The sequence below is a fragment of the Rubrivirga sp. S365 genome (genome assembly GCF_032248475.1).
In the GTDB taxonomy this organism is placed as follows: Bacteria; Bacteroidota; Rhodothermia; order Rhodothermales; family Rubricoccaceae; genus Rubrivirga; species Rubrivirga litoralis.
The window spans coordinates 2,367,234-2,384,041 of the sequence record NZ_JAVTTN010000001.1 but is presented as its reverse complement, the minus strand read 5'-3'; the positions used below and the strand labels follow the sequence as shown (position 1 = coordinate 2,384,041).

At 73.5% G+C, this 16,808-nt stretch carries 12 protein-coding genes, 1 tRNA gene and 1 pseudogene; 6 read left to right on the top strand and 8 right to left on the bottom strand.

Annotated elements, in window-relative coordinates; translation table 11 throughout:
* The first annotated feature begins 98 nt into the window (after nucleotides 1–98).
* The gene (locus RQM47_RS10310) at nucleotides 99–404 is read left to right on the top strand and encodes a hypothetical protein (protein WP_314008848.1); all 306 of its coding nucleotides are present in this window, start codon (nucleotides 99–101) and stop codon (nucleotides 402–404) included.
* Here RQM47_RS10310 and RQM47_RS10305 read toward each other — a convergent pair.
* The 3 genes from RQM47_RS10305 to RQM47_RS10295 form a co-directional block, all read right to left on the bottom strand.
* Nucleotides 358–1,590: a glutathionylspermidine synthase family protein gene (locus RQM47_RS10305; protein WP_311663777.1), complete on the bottom strand. Its 1,233-nt coding sequence runs from the start codon at nucleotides 1,588–1,590 to the stop codon at nucleotides 358–360. The genes RQM47_RS10310 and RQM47_RS10305 overlap by 47 nt on opposite strands.
* Nucleotides 1,587–2,246 (bottom strand): hypothetical protein, encoded by a 660-nt coding sequence (locus RQM47_RS10300; RefSeq protein WP_311663776.1) that lies wholly within the window; start codon nucleotides 2,244–2,246, stop codon nucleotides 1,587–1,589. Before RQM47_RS10300 ends, RQM47_RS10305 begins: the two co-directional genes overlap by 4 nt.
* Nucleotides 2,247–2,381: 135 nt before the next feature.
* Nucleotides 2,382–4,451, bottom strand: coding sequence for a S46 family peptidase (locus RQM47_RS10295; protein WP_311663774.1), 2,070 nt, complete (start codon nucleotides 4,449–4,451; stop codon nucleotides 2,382–2,384).
* 103 nt (nucleotides 4,452–4,554) lie between these two features.
* Here RQM47_RS10295 and RQM47_RS10290 point away from each other — a divergent pair.
* Nucleotides 4,555–4,989, top strand: a pseudogene (locus RQM47_RS10290) (lysozyme); the annotation flags it as partial.
* Between the two features lie 106 nt (nucleotides 4,990–5,095).
* Here RQM47_RS10290 and RQM47_RS10285 read toward each other — a convergent pair.
* The 4 genes from RQM47_RS10285 to alaS form a co-directional block, all read right to left on the bottom strand.
* Nucleotides 5,096–5,332, bottom strand: a complete 237-nt coding sequence (locus RQM47_RS10285; RefSeq protein WP_311663772.1) for a toxin-antitoxin system HicB family antitoxin — start codon at nucleotides 5,330–5,332, stop codon at nucleotides 5,096–5,098.
* Nucleotides 5,329–5,757, bottom strand: coding sequence for a putative toxin-antitoxin system toxin component, PIN family (locus tag RQM47_RS10280; protein ID WP_314008846.1), 429 nt, complete (start codon nucleotides 5,755–5,757; stop codon nucleotides 5,329–5,331). The genes RQM47_RS10285 and RQM47_RS10280 overlap by 4 nt, the downstream gene beginning before the upstream one ends.
* A gap of 88 nt (nucleotides 5,758–5,845) precedes the next feature.
* Nucleotides 5,846–5,932: transfer RNA gene (locus tag RQM47_RS10275), tRNA-Ser, on the bottom strand.
* A gap of 198 nt (nucleotides 5,933–6,130) precedes the next feature.
* Nucleotides 6,131–9,127: an alanine--tRNA ligase gene (gene alaS / locus RQM47_RS10270; RefSeq protein WP_314008844.1), complete on the bottom strand. Its 2,997-nt coding sequence runs from the start codon at nucleotides 9,125–9,127 to the stop codon at nucleotides 6,131–6,133.
* Between the two features lie 248 nt (nucleotides 9,128–9,375).
* Here alaS and RQM47_RS10265 point away from each other — a divergent pair, with 248 nt between their 5' ends.
* A complete protein-coding gene (locus RQM47_RS10265; RefSeq protein WP_314008842.1) occupies nucleotides 9,376–9,885 on the top strand; it encodes a hypothetical protein in 510 nt (169 codons plus the stop codon).
* A gap of 67 nt (nucleotides 9,886–9,952) precedes the next feature.
* Nucleotides 9,953–11,098 (top strand): mechanosensitive ion channel family protein, encoded by a 1,146-nt coding sequence (locus RQM47_RS10260; protein ID WP_314008840.1) that lies wholly within the window; start codon nucleotides 9,953–9,955, stop codon nucleotides 11,096–11,098.
* Nucleotides 11,099–11,465: 367 nt separating this feature from the next.
* Here RQM47_RS10260 and aroC read toward each other — a convergent pair whose 3' ends face one another.
* Nucleotides 11,466–12,680 carry a chorismate synthase gene (aroC, locus tag RQM47_RS10255; protein ID WP_314008838.1) on the bottom strand — a complete coding sequence of 405 codons (1,215 nt, stop codon included), beginning with the start codon at nucleotides 12,678–12,680 and terminating at the stop codon, nucleotides 11,466–11,468.
* Nucleotides 12,681–12,863: 183 nt separating this feature from the next.
* Between aroC and RQM47_RS10250 the strand changes: the two genes are divergently transcribed.
* Together RQM47_RS10250 and RQM47_RS10245 are read left to right on the top strand one after the other, a co-directional pair.
* Nucleotides 12,864–15,416 (top strand): M14 family metallopeptidase, encoded by a 2,553-nt coding sequence (locus tag RQM47_RS10250; RefSeq protein ID WP_314008836.1) that lies wholly within the window; start codon nucleotides 12,864–12,866, stop codon nucleotides 15,414–15,416.
* A gap of 45 nt (nucleotides 15,417–15,461) precedes the next feature.
* A complete protein-coding gene (locus tag RQM47_RS10245; RefSeq protein ID WP_311663760.1) occupies nucleotides 15,462–16,799 on the top strand; it encodes a TlpA disulfide reductase family protein in 1,338 nt (445 codons plus the stop codon).
* The last annotated feature ends 9 nt before the right edge of the window (nucleotides 16,800–16,808 follow it).

The following is a 16,808-nucleotide window of genomic DNA, read 5'->3' as shown; positions in this document are numbered from 1 at the left end:
GGAGAGCGGGAGAGCGGGAGAGCGGGAGAGCGGGAGAGCGGGAGAGCGGGAGAGCGGGAGAGCGGGAGAGCGGGAGAGCGGGAGAGCGGGAGAGCAAGGTGCCCACCCCGCCCCGCTCACGCCACCGGGCGGGGCGGGATCGCCGCGGAACTTTTCGGCCGCCGCCCCGCCCGCTGCTCTACCTGCTCTACCTGCTCTACCTGCTCTACCTGCTCTACCTGCTCTACCTGCTCTACCTGCTCTACCTGCTCTACCTGCTCTACCTGCTCTACCTGCTCTACCTGCTCTACCTGCTCTACCTGCTCTACCTGCTCTACCTGCTCTACCTGCTCTACCTGCTCTACCTGCTCTACCTGCTCACTCCTCCACCACGTGCCCCACGAACGGGCTCTCGTTCCCGATGACCTCCCCGCCCTTGCGGAACCCGATGGCGCACGGCTCGAACGCCCACACGAGGCCTGTCTGGTAGAGGTCGACGTTCGCGTCGTGCGGGAGGTCGGCCCAGGCTTGGAAGACGGTCGGGTAGACGTCGTAGTCGCCCGGCGTGCGCAGCGTCTCGTTGCCCAGCGCGTCGTAGAGCGTGACGTTGGCGCCCTCGCGACCGAACGCCACCTTCTCCACGAAGCGGCCCGTCTCGATGGGCGTGTAGTGAGCGGGGAGGAGCAGCGGGTGCCCCTCGAACCGCTCCCACAGCACCTTCAGGAGCCGCTTCGACTGGAGGAGCAGCGCGTAGGGCGGGTTGGCGACGACCACGTGGCGGTCCAGGATGAGCCCGGCCAGCGTCTCGAAAATCTCGGGCTCGTCCTCGACGAACGACTCCCAGGGCACCAGCTTGACCACGAAGTCGTGGCGCGTCCACCCCGCCCCCTCCTCGAACGTGAACACGCCCTCGCCCGGCGCGAAGTGGACCTCGTGGACCGGGCGGGCGGTGACCGAAAACCCGGCCTCCTCGGCGGCGGCGGCGAGCACGGCCAGGTTCGCGGCGTCCTCGCGGAGCCCGTCCACGTCGGTCGCCAGGAGCGACGCGCGGCCGTCGTAGACGAGGTCCGGGTTGCGCCCCTTGAGCCGGCCGAACTGCTCGACGAGGTGCTCGTAGAGCGCGTTGTACTGGACGGCCTCGGGGTCGGCGCGCGAGACCTGCGCCCACTGGAGCAGCGAGCTCTCGGGGAGGAGCGTGGCCGTGTCGGCGTTGAACTCGATGAGCTTGATGGGCACGCCGCCCACCCCGCCGGCGAGGTCGAACCGGCCCCAGACGTGCCACTGCCGCTCGTCCTCCCACGTCTGGCGGACGAGGTCGTGCATGACGTCGGGGAGCCCCATCTCGCCCAGGCGGTCGGCCTCGACGACGTGGTCGGCCGCCTGGACGATCATGTCGTAGAGCTCGGCACCGGCGAGGTAGAGCGCCTCGGCCTCGGCCTCGGTCACGACGACCACGTCGTCGGTGAGGTAGTCGGCCGCGCCCTCGTCGTAGAGCCACGACCACCCCGCCGCGTCGAGGGCCTCGGCGGGCAGCGTCCCCACGCGCCGCAGGCGGATGGGCGGGGCGGGCGCCTCGGGCGGGGCGGCCCTGTTCGTCTCGGTCGTGCTCATCCGCCGAACCCGCGACCGCCCCGCCCCGAGCGGCCGAAGGCGCCCGAGCGCGAGCGCGTCGGCGCCGTCTGACGGACGGCCTGGGCCTGCCGGAAGGCCGTCGTCCGCTGCGGGGTCGCGAGCGTGCCCCGCGCCCGGGCCGACTGCACGGCGGGCCGGGCCTGCCGATTCACGCGGTCGAACGTGGTCCGGTTGGCGTAGGCCCGCGGCGGCGGGTTGTACGCGACGCCGCCGTACCGCGCCGGCGACCACGCGTTCATCAGCAGCGAGAACATGAGCACGTTGCCCAGGCTGAACCCGCCGCCCTGCGGCCGCACCTGCTCCTGCGGCGGCGGCTCGGCGGGGAGCTTCGCCGCGAACGCGTCGGGGTCCGCGATCCGCTCGACGCGGCCGTCGGTGTAGATGACGGTCGCCCCGCCCGCGGCGCCCTCAACGACCTTCTCGTCGGCGATGAGGAACGAGCCGTCCTCCTGCTGCTGGACCACGACCTCGACGCCGGTGATGGGGACGGCCTGCTCGGCTGGTGGCGGCGGGGGCGGGGCGGCCGGCTGGCACCCGACGAGCGGGGCGGCGGCGCCGGTCGTGAGCGCGAGGCCGGTCGTGAGGTAGAGGCCGCCCCGGACTTCGGAGGCGCGGCGCAGGAACGAGCGGGACATGGTGGGGGGAGGGATGGAGGGATGCGGGATCGAGGGATGAGGGAATGCGAGGGCGGGGCGGGGTGGCGGATCTGGAGCGGGCGGAGCGGCCCGCTCTCTGCTCATCCCTCTATGCCTCTCCCCTCCCTCTATCCCTCATTGTCGGAGCGTGCCGCTGCGGATCTCGGCGAGCAGGCCGTCGAGGTCGTAGACGTTCGCCAGCGCCTCCTGCACGAGCCGCGTGTCGACCATCACGTTCCGGCCGCGCTCGGGGGCGTAGAGGTAGTCGCGGACCAGGCCCTCGATCGTCCGGTCGAAGTTGAGCCCGACGAGCTCGCCGTCGCGGTTGACGGTCGGCGAGCCCGAGTTGCCGCCGATCGTGTCGGACGTGGACGTAAAGTTGACGGGCGTGGACAGGTCCAAATTGCCCTGCGCCTCCAGCCAGTTCTCGGGGAGCGCCCAGTCGCAGCGCGCCACGTCGCGGCCGCTCGTGCAGAAGCTGTGGTAGCGGTCGTACATCCCGAACAGCGTGGTCAGGGGCGGGGCAATCGTTCCGTTGTACGGGTAGCCCGTGACGACGCCGTCGGTAAAGCGGAGCGAGAACGTGGCGTCGGGCGGGACCGCCCCGCCGTACGTCACGTAGCGCGCGCGGCCGAGGCGCCGCGCGAGGTCGCCCTCGCGGGCCGAGAAGCCGGCCGACGCCGAGCGGAACGCGGCGAGGTCGGGCGCCACGGCGCGGACGAGCACGACCGCAGGGTCGTCGTCGGCCACCCCGCCCGCGGCCGAGGCGGCGGCCGACGTGCTCAGGAGCCGGTCAGCGACGGCCTCGGCGCTCGCGCCCTGGAGCGGGGTGGGGAGCGCCTCGCCGCGCGCTTGGTAGTAGCCGCGGAGGGCGTCGACCTCGGCTTCGAGGTAGGCGCGTTCGAGGCGGGCGGGGCGGTCCTCGACGGCGGCGGCCTCGGCGTTCCCCTCGGCGGCGGCCTGGGCGCGCTGCAACAGGGCCGAGCCGTAGGTCCGGCTGTAGAGGTAGGGGAACGCGCGGTAGGCGGCGGCGAGGTCGCGCTTCTCCTCCTGGAGCCGCGTCTGCTCGTCGATGATCGCGGCGGCCTCGGGGCTGGCCTCGCGGAAGTCGCGCTCGGCGGCGGCGCGGCGAGCGATGATGTACGGGTCGCTCAGGCCGCGGAGCCGGCCGCCGAACGCCTTCTGCGCGTTGGAGAGCTCGAAGATCTGGCTGCGGACCTGGTCAGGCTCGGGCGCCTCGCCGCTGTCGAGGTAGGCCTGGAGCGCGGCGGCGCGGCTGTCGACAAAGTCCAGCGTGGTCGCGAGCTGGACGTCGCGGAGGAACTCGAGCTGGGCGACGGTCAGCCCGCGGGCGGTCGAGCCGGGGTTGCCGATCACGAACACGACCGAGCCGGCCTCGACGCCCTCCTGCGAGAGCGGGAAAAACTCGGGCGACTCCAGCGGCTGCCCGTCGTCTCCGTAGATGCGGAAAAAGGCGAAGTCGGCCGCGTAGCGCGGGTAGGTGAAGTTGTCGTAGTCGCCGCCGAAAAAGCCCAGCGCCTGCTCGGGCGCCATCACCAGCCGCACGTCGCGGTAGCGGCGGAAGGTGTACGCCGAGTAGCGGCCGCCGTCGTAGAGCGCGACGACCTGGACCACGTAGTCGTCGGCGTCCTCGTCGGGCGCCGTGACGCCGTAGTCGGCCAGGAGCCGGGCCGTCACGGCGGCCTCAGCCTCGGCGAACGCCGCCTCGCGCTCGGCGTCGGTCTGCGCCGCGTCGACGGGCGCCGACATCTCGGCGGTCACGTCCTCGATGGCGACGAGCTGGTCCATGTAGAGGTCGGGCACGCGGCGCTCCTGCCCCAGCTCCGTCGCGGCGAAGCCGGCGTCGAGCAGCCCCTCCCCGCCCTCGTCCACGGCGACGACCGACGACTGGGCGCAGTGGTGGTTCGTGAGCACGAGCCCGTGCGGCGACACGAACGAGGCCGAGCACCCGGGCATGCGGAGCGACGCGAGCCGCGCGCGGCGGTACCACGCCTCGTCGGGGCGGAAGCCGTAGGTCTCGGCGAGGTACTCGGTCGGCGGGTCCTCGAAGAGCCACATCTTGCCGCCGTCGAGCGGCTGCGCGCGGACGGTGTCGGGGTCGAACGTCGGGGCCTGCGCGGGCGCGGGCGGGGCGGCCACGGTCCAGGCAAAAAGAAGGGCGGCGAGGGTCGCAAGCGGGCGCATCGGGCGGGGCGGGACGGTGGAGCGGGCGGGTCGAACCGTCCGGGGCGGGGCGGGGTTCGACCCGGGCGCGCTCCTAACGGGCCAGCCACCCCGCCCGTGTCCCATGCCGACCTCCCCGCCCTGCGTTTCCGACGCCGGCCTCGCGCTCATCGAGCAGTTCGAGGGCTTCGTCCCCGACTGGGCGCCGGACCCCGTCGGCGTGCCCACGATCGGGTATGGGTGGACCGGCCCGCTGCCGGCTGGCTTCTCCCCGCCCCTGTCGCGCGACGAGGCGCGGGCGCTCCTCCGCCAGACGGTCGAGGTCTACGCCGACGCCGTCCGCGCGGCCGTGACCGTCCCGCTCACGCAGGGCCAGTTCGACGCGCTCGTGAGCTTCACGTACAACCTCGGCGTGGGCGCCTTCCGGCGCTCGACGCTCCTCCGCCGCATCAACGCGGGCGACGCGGACGCGGCCGAGGAGTTCGACCGCTGGACCTTCGCGGGCGGACGGCGGCTGCGGGGGCTCGTGCGCCGCCGCGCCGCGGAGCGGGCTCTGTTCGAGGCGTCCGCCCCGCCCCCGCTGGCCCACGCGGGCGGGGCGGGGCGGCCTCAGCGGGCGGGGTGGCTCCGGCGGGTGCTCCGGCTCGGGCGCTGAGCGGGGCGGTCTAGAGGCGGTCCCGCTCGTCGGGCGCCACGTCGGGGACGGCCCGCAGCGCGGCGTCATACCGCTCCCGGCTGCCCTGGCGGGCGCGGTCGGCGAGGTAGTCTTCGGCCATGAGCGCCGACGCCTTCTCGGCGACCGCCGAGGCTACAAACTGCTCCACGGTCACGCCCTCCTGCTCCGCCAGGTCGGCAAGGTAGACGTGGAGCGAACGGGGCAGGACGACGCGGACTGCGTTCATAGTGAGTCACCGATTTCGGCGAGGAAGGCTCCAGGGGGAACGGCTCGGAGCCCGAACCGATCTACGCCCGCGAAGTCCCGAAGGTTGTGCGTGACCACGACATCGGCCCCCGCCGTCACCGCGAGTTCCAAGACCATATCATCGCTAGGGTCGCGCAGCGTGGGCCGCCACAGGAAGTAAACCCGGTGGTGATGAGCTACGGCACAGTGGAAGTCGAGAATGGCTTCCACCGCGGAGGCCGGGACGAACCGCCCCGCCACCTCCCGCATCAGGACCTCCTCGTACTCGAGGACGAGAGGGACCGAGAGGTGGAGGTCGAACGCTCCGTCCCCCACGAGGTCGAGGAGCCGGAACGAAGCCCCACGCCGAGAGCGGAGGCCCGAGACGAGGACGTTCGTGTCGAGGACGACGTGTGGCCGGATCACTTGCCTACGATACGCCGCCCCGCCCGGACGACGCGCGGGGCGGCCCAACGAAAAGCGGCCCCGGCTCGCAGTGAGCCGGGGCCGCCAGCGGAGGGGGTGGGATTCGAACCCACGGTAGACGTAAGCCTACAACGGTTTTCGAGACCGTCCCATTCGACCACTCTGGCACCCCTCCAGCGCCAAAAGTACGGACCGCCCCGCCCCGCCTGCTGGTGAAGACTCCCGGAACGCGGGCGGACCAAGCGACGGACCCAAAGGGCGGGGCGGGTGAACGGCCGCCACCCCGCCCCCACCCCGTTCGGCAAGCGCGGGCGGGGCGGCACGCCCCGGCACCACCCCGCCCCACCCCGCTCGGCTGGCGGGGGCGGGGCGGCTAGCCGAGCAGCGCGCGGACCTCCTCGGCCGCCGCCCCGAGCGCGTCGTCGAGGCCCGCCGGGTTTTTGCCGCCGGCCGTCGCGAGCGTCGGGCGCCCGCCGCCGCCGCCGCCGACGCGCTTGGCGAGCGCGCCGACCAGCTTCCCGGCCTGCACGCCGCGCTGGACGAGGTCGTCCGTGACCGACGCTGCGAGCACCGCCTTGCCGTCCGCGGCCGAGCCGAAGACGGCCACCCCGCCCGAGCCCAGCCGCTCGCGGGCCGTCTCGGCGAGCCCGCGCAGCGCGTCCATGTCGGCCCCGTCGACGCGGCCGGTCGCCACGCGGACGCCGTCGACGTCGGCGGCGTCGGCGAGGTACTGGCCGAGCCCGGCGGCGGCCTGCTCCTGACGGAGCCCGGCGACCGTGGCTTCGAGCGCCTTCAGGTCGTGCTGGAGCCCCTCGACGGCGAGCCCCAGCCCGTCGGGGATCTGCTTGAACCGGGCGCGCGCGTCGTCCAATTCGTCCAGCTCGCCACGGAGCCACGCGAGCGCGGCCTCGCCGGCGACGGCCTCGACGCGGCGCACGCCCGACGCCACGCTCCCCTCGCTCACGATCTGGAACAGCCCCACCTCGCCCGTCGACGCCACGTGCGTCCCGCCGCACAGCTCGAGCGAGACGTCGGGGTCGAACGTGATCACGCGGACGTGCTCGCCGTACTTCTCGCCGAACAAAGCCGTCGCGCCGCGCGCCTTGGCCTCGGCAATGGGCACGTCGCGCTCCTCGCCCTTGGGGACGTTCCGCAGGACGAGCTCGTTGACGCGGTCGGTCACGCGGCGGCGCTCGTCGTCGGTCAGGCGCTCGAAGTGCGAGAAGTCGAACCGGAGCCGGTCGGGCGCGACCAGCGAGCCCTTTTGCTGGACGTGGTCGCCCAGCGTCTCGCGGAGCGCGGCGTGCAGGAGGTGCGTCGCCGTGTGGTGGCGCGTGATGCGGCGGCGGCGGTCGGCGTCGACCGCCCCGCCCACGTCGGCGTCGGGCTGGGCGGGGAGGCGGTCGACGACGTGGATGATGGTGCCCTCGGCGTCCTTGACCGTGTCGAGGACCGCGATCTCCTCCCCGCCCACGCGGAGCGTGCCGGTGTCGCCGACCTGGCCGCCGGACTCGGCGTAGAACGGCGTCCGGTCGAGGACGAGCTCGTGGCGGTCGCCCTCCGCCCCGCCCACGGTCCGCGTCTTGAGGATGCGGGCGCCGTCGACGGAGAGCGCGTCGTAGCCGAGGAACGCGATGGGCCGCCCGTCGTGGGTGTGGGCGTCGGCCGTCGGGTCCCAGGTGTCGATCTGGCCCTGGTCCTTGGTCGAGAAGCCGGCGGCGGCGCGGGCGCGCTCGCGCTGCTCGGCCATGAGCTCGTCGAAGCGGGCCTCGTCGACGGTCAGCCCGCGCTCGCGCGCCATGACGGCGGTGAGGTCGGACGGGAAGCCGTAGGTGTCGTGGAGGAGGAACGCGACCTCGCCGGGCACTACCTCATCAATGAGCACCTTATCGACAAAATCAGAGAAGGCCACAGCAGGCTCAGAATCACCGTACGCCATCGCTACCAGCCGTCCGGTTTTTCCAGGCCAGTAGTCCATCGACTGACCGTAGTCCGGCAGCATCTCCGCCCCCACCGAATTAAGGAGCGTGTTTACAAACATCAATCCAGCTGATCGACGATCCGAAGACGCTGCATTTCGGAGGACGGCGTCCCTCTCCTCTAGGCCCGCCAACTCGAACACGCCCTCGATGAGTTCAATCCCACCCTCCAACGTCCGCAGGAACGCTTCCTCCTCGGCCGTCACGATCCGCCCGATGGCCTCCTGCTGCTCCACGAGTTCTGGGAACGCCCCGCCCATGCTCTCCGCGAGGGCGGGGAGGAGCGACGCCAAAAACGGCTCGCGGAGCCCGAGCCCCTGGTACCCGTAGCGGACGGCCCGCCGCAGGATGCGCCGGATGACGTAGCCCCGCCCCGTGTTGCTCGGCTGCGCCCCGTCGGCGACCGCAAAGGCCAGCGTGCGGACGTGGTCGACGATCACGCGCATGGCGATCCGCTGCCGCCGCTCGTCGGCGTCGGCCTCGTCGAGCCGGTCGTAGGCCGGGAGCCCCGCCCGGTCGGAGAGCGCGGCGAGGAGCCCGGCGAACAGGTCCGTGTCGTAGTTCGAGCGCTTCCCCTGGAGCACGGCGCAGATCCTCTCGAACCCCATGCCCGTGTCCACGTGCTTCGCCGCGAGCGGCTGGAGCCGGATCGGCGTCGCGGCCTGGGCCGCGGGATCGGCGTCGGCGTCGGGCGGGGCGGGCGTGCCGTCGCTGGCGTGGACCGCGTTGTACTCCATGAAGACCAGGTTCCAGATCTCCATCACGCGCGGGTCGTCCTGGTTGACGAGGTCCTGGCCCGGGACGACGGCCCGCTCGTGGTCGTCGCGGAGGTCGACGTGGATCTCGGAGCACGGGCCGCAGGGGCCGGTCTCGCCCATCATCCAGAAGTTGTCCGCCGAGCCCTGGAACAGGACGTGGGCGGGGCGGACCGACGTCTCGGACGCCCACAGGTCGGCGGCCTCCTGGTCCGGCGCCAGCCCCAGCGCCTCGTCGCCCTCGTGGACGGTCACGTAGAGCCGGTCCGGGTCGAGCCCCCACTCGTCGACGAGGAGCTCCCACGCCCAGCGGATCGCCTCTTTTTTGAAGTAGTCCCCGAAGCTCCAGTTGCCGAGCATCTCGAAGAACGTGTGGTGGTACGTGTCCAGCCCCACCTCGTCGAGGTCGTTGTGCTTGCCCGACACGCGGAGGCACTTTTGCGTGTCGACGGCGCGCGAGTAGGGCCGGGAGCCCGTGCCCAGGAACACGTCCTTGAACGGGTTCATGCCGGCGTTCACGAACAGGAGCGTCGGGTCGTCCTGCGGCACGAGCGGGGCGGACGGCACGACCTCGTGGCCGCGGGCGGCGAAAAAGTCCAGGAACGACTGGCGGATCTCGGCGGAGGTGCGGGGCATGGCGGGCGCGGGGCGGGGTGACGCGCGGCGAACCTACGCGGCCGGCCGCCCCGCCCGTGGGGATTTGGGGAGGAACGCGCGGGGCGGGGTGGCGCTGGCCTCGGCCCGCCCCGCCCCACCTCGGGGGCCGTCCATTTGCCCTCGAAAAGCCGATGGAGCGGGCGCGGGGTGGGATACCTTCGGCCGCCGCGCGGACCCCGCCCCGCCCGGCGGAGCCGCCAGCGCTCCGGCCCTCTACACGCCCCCCCATGCCCCGCCTCCCCGCTACCGCCCTCGCCGTCCTCCTCGCCGCCCTGTCCGGGTGCTTCTCGCTCGGGGAGAGGCTCACCGTCGACGACGTGTCGAGGACGTACACGCTCACCGACCTCTCCTTCCGGCCCTACGGCTCGGCCCTGGACGCGGTCAACCTGCTCGAGCGGGTCGACGCGTCGGCGACCGACCTCGAGCTGTTCGCCAACGAGCAGGTCTCGCTCCGCTACGAGCTCCGGGGCGAGAACGACCGGCTCCGGATCGGGGGCACCTACTCGCTCAAAGGCGACCGCGTCCGCTTGCGGTTCGACCGCGACGCCCGCAAGGTGCTCGACGGCCTCCTCCTCCCGCGGTCGATCGAGCTCACAGGGCAGAACGGGGGCGCCACGCTGGTCGGCCAGATCGACCGGGAGGAGGTGGACGTCTCCAAGTTTTCCGACGACTACGAGGGGATCGAGGAGGTGGACGGCGTCCTGTACGTCCGCCTCGTCGAGCGCCGGGGCCGGTAGGCCCGCCGGGCGGGGCGGAGCGCCGGAGCTTGCGTAGTCTCCGCCGCCCCCACCCCGCCCCGCCCGCATGTCCCCGCTGCAAGTCCCCGACACGCTGGCCGCCGCCGACACCCTCTTCGAGGGGGCCGTCGCCGTCGACTCCGTCATCACCGCGGCCGACCTCGCGCCGACGGACACGGCTGCGGTGACGGCGGCCGACGCCACGGGCGAGGCCGTAGGCCAGGTCCAGGAGATGATCAACGGGGTCGTCGAGGCGCTGCCCCGCGTCGCCGTCGCGCTCGTCGTGTTCGCGCTGATCTGGCTGCTCGCCAGCGGCGTCCGCCGGCTGATCCACCGGGCGACGCCGGGGCCGCGGAACTCGAACATCGGGATCGTGCTCGGGCGGCTGGCCTACGCCGTGCTCCTCGTGATCGGGGTGCTCGTCGGGCTCGTCATCGTCTTCCCCACGTTCACGTTCGGGAGCCTCATCGGCGCGCTCGGCATCGGCGGCGTCGCGCTGGGGTTCGCGTTCCAGGACATCTTCCAGAACCTGCTGGCCGGCATCCTCCTCCTGCTCCGCGAGCCGTTCCGCCAGGGCGACGAGATCACGTCGGGCGAGTACACCGGCGTCGTCGAGGCCATCGAGACGCGGGCCACGTTCATCTCGACGTACGACGGACGCCGCGTGATCATCCCGAACTCCCAGATCTACTCCGACCCCGTCCAGGTGATTACGGCCTACGACATGCTGCGGAGCGAGTACGACGTCGGCATCGGCTACGGCGACGACATCGAGGAAGCCAAGCGGATCGCGCTCGCGGCCGTCCAGGGCGTCGAGGGCGTCCTCGCGGACCCCGGCCCGGACGTGCTCACGTGGGACCTCGCGGGCTCGTCGGTGAACCTCCGTGTGCGGTGGTGGAGCCAGCCCAAGCGGAGCAGCGTCGTGGTCATCCGCGACCGGGTGCTGGTGCAGGTGAGCCGGGCGCTGCTCGCGGCCGGCATCGACCTCCCGTTCCCGACCCAGCAGATCCTGTTCCACGACCAGACCGAGGAGACGGACGGCGACCGCACGCGGCAGCGCGAGGGGTGGCCCGCCCCGAAGGGCGGCTCGGCCCCGGACCCGGCCCGCATCGGGCTGGCGATCGCGGCGGCCGGCGGCGACGGCGTGGACGACGACCGCTCCGCCCCGGACGGGGCGGGCGGGGCGGACGACACGCCGCCGGCTGTGGCCTAGCGCCCTCCGGGGTACGAGCGGTAGGTACGGGGTACCGGGTACGGCCCGGGGCGGGGTGGCGCCGCGTGTGGGCGGGGTGGAGACCGCCCCGCCCACGACGGGCGGACCGGGCGGGGTGGAGACCGCCCCGCCCCGGACGGCGTGACGCAGAGGGCAGGGCAGGGCGAGGCGCCGCGCGTGGGCGGGGTGGCACAGCGCGGGCAGGGTCGGGCCGCCCACGGCGGTCGGATCGGGCGGGGCGGATTGGGCGGGGCGGGCTGGTAGGGACACCACGCGTGGTGTCCGCATGGGGACGGGCCGCCATCCGTCCCGGACACGGCGAGCCCCTACGCAAACCCGGTCGGGCGGGGCGGCCTGCGCGCGCCCGTCACAGGCCGCGCGCGCGGTCGGCCTCGACGCGCTCGCGCAGCGCCTCGAACGTGTCGCCGCCGTAGCGCTCGACGAGGGCGACGGCGATCTCCCACGCGACGACGGCCTCGGCGACCGTGCTCGCGGCCGGCACGCTCGTCACGTCGCTCCGCTCGTACCGCGTCGGCTGGGCCTCGCCCGTCTCCAGGTCGGCGGTCCCGAGCGGCTTGATGAGCGTCGGGATCGGCTTCATGGTCCCGCGCACGACGATGGGCATCCCGTTCGAGACGCCGCCCTCCACCCCGCCCGCGTGGTTCGTCTCGCGCGACCAGCGGTCGCCGTCGCGCGTGATCGGGTCGTGGACCTCGGAGCCGGGGCGCCGCCCCGCCCGCCACCCGTCGCCGACCTCGACGGCCTTTTGGGCCTGGATGGAGAGGACGGCCCCGGCGAGCCGGCCGCCCAGCCGGCGGTCGCCCTGGGCGTAGCTCCCCAGCCCGACCGGGACGCCGGTGGCGACGACCTCGTAGACGCCACCCAGCGTGTCGCCGGCCTTCTTGGTCGCCTTGACGTGCTCGACGGCGGCGTCGGAGAGGTCGGCGTCGAGCATCCGCACGGGCGACGTGTCGGCCTCGGCGTAGAGCGCGCGGGCGCCGCCGTCGGCGAGGAGCGCATCGCGGCGCTCGGCCCACGCCTCCGGGTCGTCCGACCCCACCCCGCCCAGGCGGACGACGTGGCTGCCGACCTCGACGCCGAGCGCGCGGAGCATCTGCCGCGCGACGGAGCAGCACGCGACGCGCATAGCCGTCTCGCGCGCCGACGACCGATCGATGACGGGGCGGACGTCCGGCCCGCGCGGCGGCCGGTCGAACCCGTACTTCTGGGCGCCCGCGAGGTCAGCGTGGCCGGGGCGCGGCAGCGTGACCGGCTCGACGCCCTCGCCCGTGCCCCCGACGGCCATCGTCTCGGGCCACCCCGCCCGGTCCTTCTCGTAGGCCGCGTTCGGGAGCAGGAGCGCGACCGGGCTCCCCATCGTGTGCGAAAAGCGGACGCCGCCGAGGACCTGGACCTGGTCCTGCTCGACCTTCGCGCGCCCACCCCGCCCGAACCCGAGCCACCGCCGCGCGAGGTGCTCGTCGATGTCGCCGGGCGTGAGCGGGACGCCGGCCGGCATCCCCTCGACGATGCCGACGAGCGACGGGCCGTGCGACTCGCCGGCGGTGAGGTAGCGGAGCATGGGGTACGGGGTACGGGGTACGGGGTACGGTAAGATGCGGGCGGGGCGGGGCGGGCGCCGGGGAAACGGCGGGAAGCACGGGCGGGGCGGGACAGCGCGGGCGGGGCGGTCCCGGGCTGGGGTTAGGTTCGACGGCCGCCCCGCCCGCCACCCGCTCCGTCCGCCCTCTGAACCGCCCCGCCCATGCGCCTCGCTAGCCTGCTCGCCGTCCTCGTCCTGTCTGTCGCCGCGGCGCAACCGCAGGTCGCCGCCGCGCAACCGGCCGTCCCGCTCGCCATCGACTACGCCGTCGAGGGGACGGCCTCGTACGACCCGGCCGTGCCGACGCCCGGCGAGGTGCTGGGCTTCACGATCGGCGAGCGGCACACGCGGCCCGAGGAGGTCGTCCGCTACGTCGAGGCCGTCGCGGCGGCGTCGCCGCGCGTCGAGGTCGGGTTCCACGGCGAGACCTACGAGGGGCGGCGGCTGGTCCACGCCGTCGTGTCGTCGCCGGCGAACCTGGCGCGGATCGGCGAGATCCAGGCCCAGAACGTCCGGCTGAGCGAGGCGCCCGGGTCCGTCTCCGACGCCGAGCTCGCGCGGATGCCGGCCGTCGTCTACCAGGGCTACTCGGTCCACGGCGACGAGGCGACGGGCACCGAGGCCGCGCTCGTCTACCTCTACCACCTCGCCGCCGGGCAGGGCGGGGTGGCGGAGCTGCTGGACGACGCCGTCGTGCTCATCGACCCGATGCTGAACCCGGACGGCCGCGACCGCTTCGTCGACTGGGCGAACGGGAACCGGGGCGGCGTCGCCGTCGCCGACGACCAGGACCGCGAGCACAACCAGCCGTGGCCGCGCGGGCGGACGAACCACTACCTGTTCGACCTCAACCGCGACTGGCTCCCGACGGAGCTCGCGGAGAGCCGCGGGCGCATGGCGTGGTGGCACACGTGGCGCCCGCAGGTCTCGACCGACCACCACGAGATGGGCGGGGAGGCCACGTTCTTTTTCCAGCCCGGCATCCCGTCGCGCAACAACCCGAACACGCCCCAGACCACGCTCGACCTCACGGCCGACATCGCCGACTACCACGCGGCCGAGCTCGACCGGATCGGGTCGCTGTACTACTCGCGCGAGAGCTTCGACGACTTCTACTACGGCAAGGGCTCGACGTACCCCGACGTGAACGGGGCCGTGGGCATCCTGTTCGAGCAGGCGTCGAGCCGGGCGCTCGAAGTGGAGACGGAGCAGAACGGGCTCTTGACCTACGCCTTCGGCGTCCGCAACCAGCTCGCCACGTCGGTCTCGACGCTCCGGGCGGCGGTCGCCCTCCGCGAGCGGCTGCTCCGCAACGCGCGCGACTTCTACCGTGACGGGCTGGACGACGGCGCCTACGTGATCGCGCTCGACCGGCGCCGGACGCGGGCGCAGGCGCTCGCGCAGGCGCTCCAGCGGAGCCGCGTCCGCGTCTACCGCTCGGCCCGCGAGGTCGAGGTGGCGGGGCGGCGCGTGCCGGCCGGCGAGGCGCTTGTGGTCCCGCTCGACCAGCCGCAGGGCCGGCTCGTGCGCGCGGCCATGGAGCGGACGCTGGAGTACGGCGACAGCCTGTTCTACGACGTCTCGACGTGGACCTTCCCGCTCGCCTACGGCGCCGACGTGGCCGAGGTGGACCGGGCCGGCGGCCTCGCGGGCGAGCCGGTCGAGGTTGCTTTCGACGGCGGCCGCCTGGTGGGCGGGGCGGCGCGCACGGCGTACCTCGTCCGGTGGGACCGCTACTTCGCGCCGCGCACGCTCCGCCGGCTCCAGGACGCGGGCGTCCGCGTGCGCCTCGCGACGAGCCCGTTCTCGGCGGCCGCGGGCGGGGTGGCGCGCGACTTCGAGGCCGGCACGCTCGTGGTCCCGGTCCAGAACGCCGGCGCGCCGGCCGACTCGGTCCACGCCATCGTGCGGCGGGCGGTCGCCGAGGACCACGTCGAGGCGTTCGCGCTCGCGAGCGGCTACACGCCGACGGGCAACGACCTGGGCAGCCGCGAGTGGCCCGTGCTCCGCCCCGCCCGCGTGGCGCTCCTGGCCGGGCCGGGCGCGAGCCCGTACGGGGCCGGCGAGGCGTGGCACCTCTTGAGCGAGCGGTTCGGGCAGCGCGTGTCGCTGCTGGAGCCCGAGGACGTCGGCCGCGCCGACCTCGACCGCTACACGGTCCTCGTGATGGCCGACGGCTCCTACGCCCCCATCGACTCGGCGGCGACGGCGCGCGTGGAGGCGTGGGTCCGCGACGGCGGCACGCTCGTCGCGACCGAGGGCGGGGCGCGGTGGGCGGCCCGCGCCGGGCTCCTGGGCGCCGAGCCCCGCCCCGCCCCGCCCGATTCGACGGACTACCTCTACGCCGACCGCGACGCGGCGCGCGGGGCGCAGGCCGTCGGCGGCTCCATCTTCGACGTAGCCCTCGACCCGACGCACCCGCTGGCCTACGGCTACGGCGACCGCGTGGCCGTCTTCAAGGGCGACGCGGCCCTCTTCGAGCCCGGCGAGGGCGGGGCGGGCGTGGACGTCGGCGTGTTTACGGACGAGCCGGTCCTGAGCGGCTACATCTCTGGCCGCAACCTGGAGCGCCTGCCGGGCGCGGCGGCCCTCAAGGCGCGGCGCGTCGGGCGGGGCGGCGTCGCGCTCCTGGACTTCGATCCGGCCTTCCGCGCGTTCTGGCGGGGCACGGACGGGCTCCTCCTCAACGCGGTCTACCTGGGCGGGGCGTTCTGAGGGCGGGGCGGCCCTACGTTGCAAGGAGTTCAGCCCCGTATCGACATGACCGTCGCGCTCGCCGCCCTCCTCCTCGCCGCCCCGCCCGATTCGTCGCTCGGGTTGCGGAACCTCCACCAGCAGATGCTCGCCGTCGAGGTGTGGCAGGCGCTCGACGCAGCGGGCGAGACGCCCGAGGACCCGGTGCAGTTCGTGCAGCTTCTGGCAGACCGTTGGGACGAGCAGATGGCTGAGCAGCCTGCGGCCTACCGGCGGTGGGGCACGTACCCGTCGATGTGGGCCGTCCTCGAGATGTACGGGCAGGACACGACGACCGCCAGCCAGTGCCGGGTGTGGGAGCGGTTCGCCGTGCCGGCCTTCGCCGGCGATGCGGACGACCTCGCCGCCTCCTCGCCCTCGCTCGACCGAGCGGCACTCTTCTTCCGGCCCAACCTCGACTGGGCGTACAACGCGAGCTTGAGGGGGTGCGTCCTCTCCGCTGACGCCTGGGAGCGACTCGTACGCGCGCTCCGGCTCTACGTCGAGGCCGCAGACGCCTACCTCGCGAGCGACTTGGCAGACGGCGACCCCGACTCCGGCCCTGACGAGGCCTACGTCGCTGGCCTCCGGGCGACGGCCACACGCTACCTCGACGAGGCGCAGGTCGAGCAGGCGCTTCGGGACGGGGACCTCGCCGACGCGCTCGTGGGGCTCGTGACTTGGGTCGGAGTTGGCCGGACGCCCTACGGCGCTGACGCCCTCGGCCGCCGCCTCGCGCTTGCCTATGTCGGACGAGGCGAGACCGGCCAGGCGCTTGCCATCTACGACCTGCTCGGGCGCGCGCTCTCCGATGAGATCCTCCCCACCGAACGCCTCGCCGCGTGGTACGTCGAGGGCGGGGCGGAGCCCGACCGGATTGACCGCGTCCGCCCCGCCACGTCGACTCTCCTCGTCCCGTCGAGCGAAACGGCCGACCTCTCCGGGACGTTTGATCGCGTCGGGGCCGCGGGATCGCTCGACCTCGCGTCGGTCCGGGGCGGGTTGGTCCTGCTCGATTTCTGGTCCATCGGCTGCGGCCCGTGCATCGAGGAGATCCCAACGCTCAACCGACTCGACGAGACGTACGGGGACCGGCTCACCATCGTCAGCGTCAACAACGACGTCGTTTATGACACCCCGCTCGACGCCGTCCGCGAGACGATCGGGCAGTACGGGCTGGAGACGACGGTCGTGACGGACACGGAGGACGGCGTGCTCACGGAGCGGTTCGACGTGGTGGGGTGGCCGCTGTACCTCCTCGTCGACCCATCGAGTCGCGTGCTGGTCGAGTCGCGGGAAGGCCGCCGAAACCTCTCGCTGAGCGAGGTCGAGGCGTACGTTCGGGCGCTCCCCGTCCGACCGTAGCCACCCCGC

Bases quoted from the DNA above. Each gene is read 5' to 3' on its own strand.
- RQM47_RS10250 (WP_314008836.1), top strand. From the start codon at position 12,864: ATGCGCCTCGCTAGCCTGCTCGCCGTCCTCGTCCTGTCTGTCGCCGCG.
- RQM47_RS10265 (WP_314008842.1), top strand. From the start codon at position 9,376: ATGCCCCGCCTCCCCGCTACCGCCCTCGCCGTCCTCCTCGCCGCCCTG.
- RQM47_RS10300 (WP_311663776.1), bottom strand. From the start codon at position 2,246: ATGTCCCGCTCGTTCCTGCGCCGCGCCTCCGAAGTCCGGGGCGGCCTC.
- RQM47_RS10305 (WP_311663777.1), bottom strand. From the start codon at position 1,590: ATGAGCACGACCGAGACGAACAGGGCCGCCCCGCCCGAGGCGCCCGCC.
- alaS (WP_314008844.1), bottom strand. From the start codon at position 9,127: ATGCCCCGCACCTCCGCCGAGATCCGCCAGTCGTTCCTGGACTTTTTC.
- RQM47_RS10295 (WP_311663774.1), bottom strand. From the start codon at position 4,451: ATGCGCCCGCTTGCGACCCTCGCCGCCCTTCTTTTTGCCTGGACCGTG.
- RQM47_RS10285 (WP_311663772.1), bottom strand. From the start codon at position 5,332: ATGAACGCAGTCCGCGTCGTCCTGCCCCGTTCGCTCCACGTCTACCTT.
- RQM47_RS10245 (WP_311663760.1), top strand. From the start codon at position 15,462: ATGACCGTCGCGCTCGCCGCCCTCCTCCTCGCCGCCCCGCCCGATTCG.
- RQM47_RS10260 (WP_314008840.1), top strand. From the start codon at position 9,953: ATGTCCCCGCTGCAAGTCCCCGACACGCTGGCCGCCGCCGACACCCTC.
- aroC (WP_314008838.1), bottom strand. From the start codon at position 12,680: ATGCTCCGCTACCTCACCGCCGGCGAGTCGCACGGCCCGTCGCTCGTC.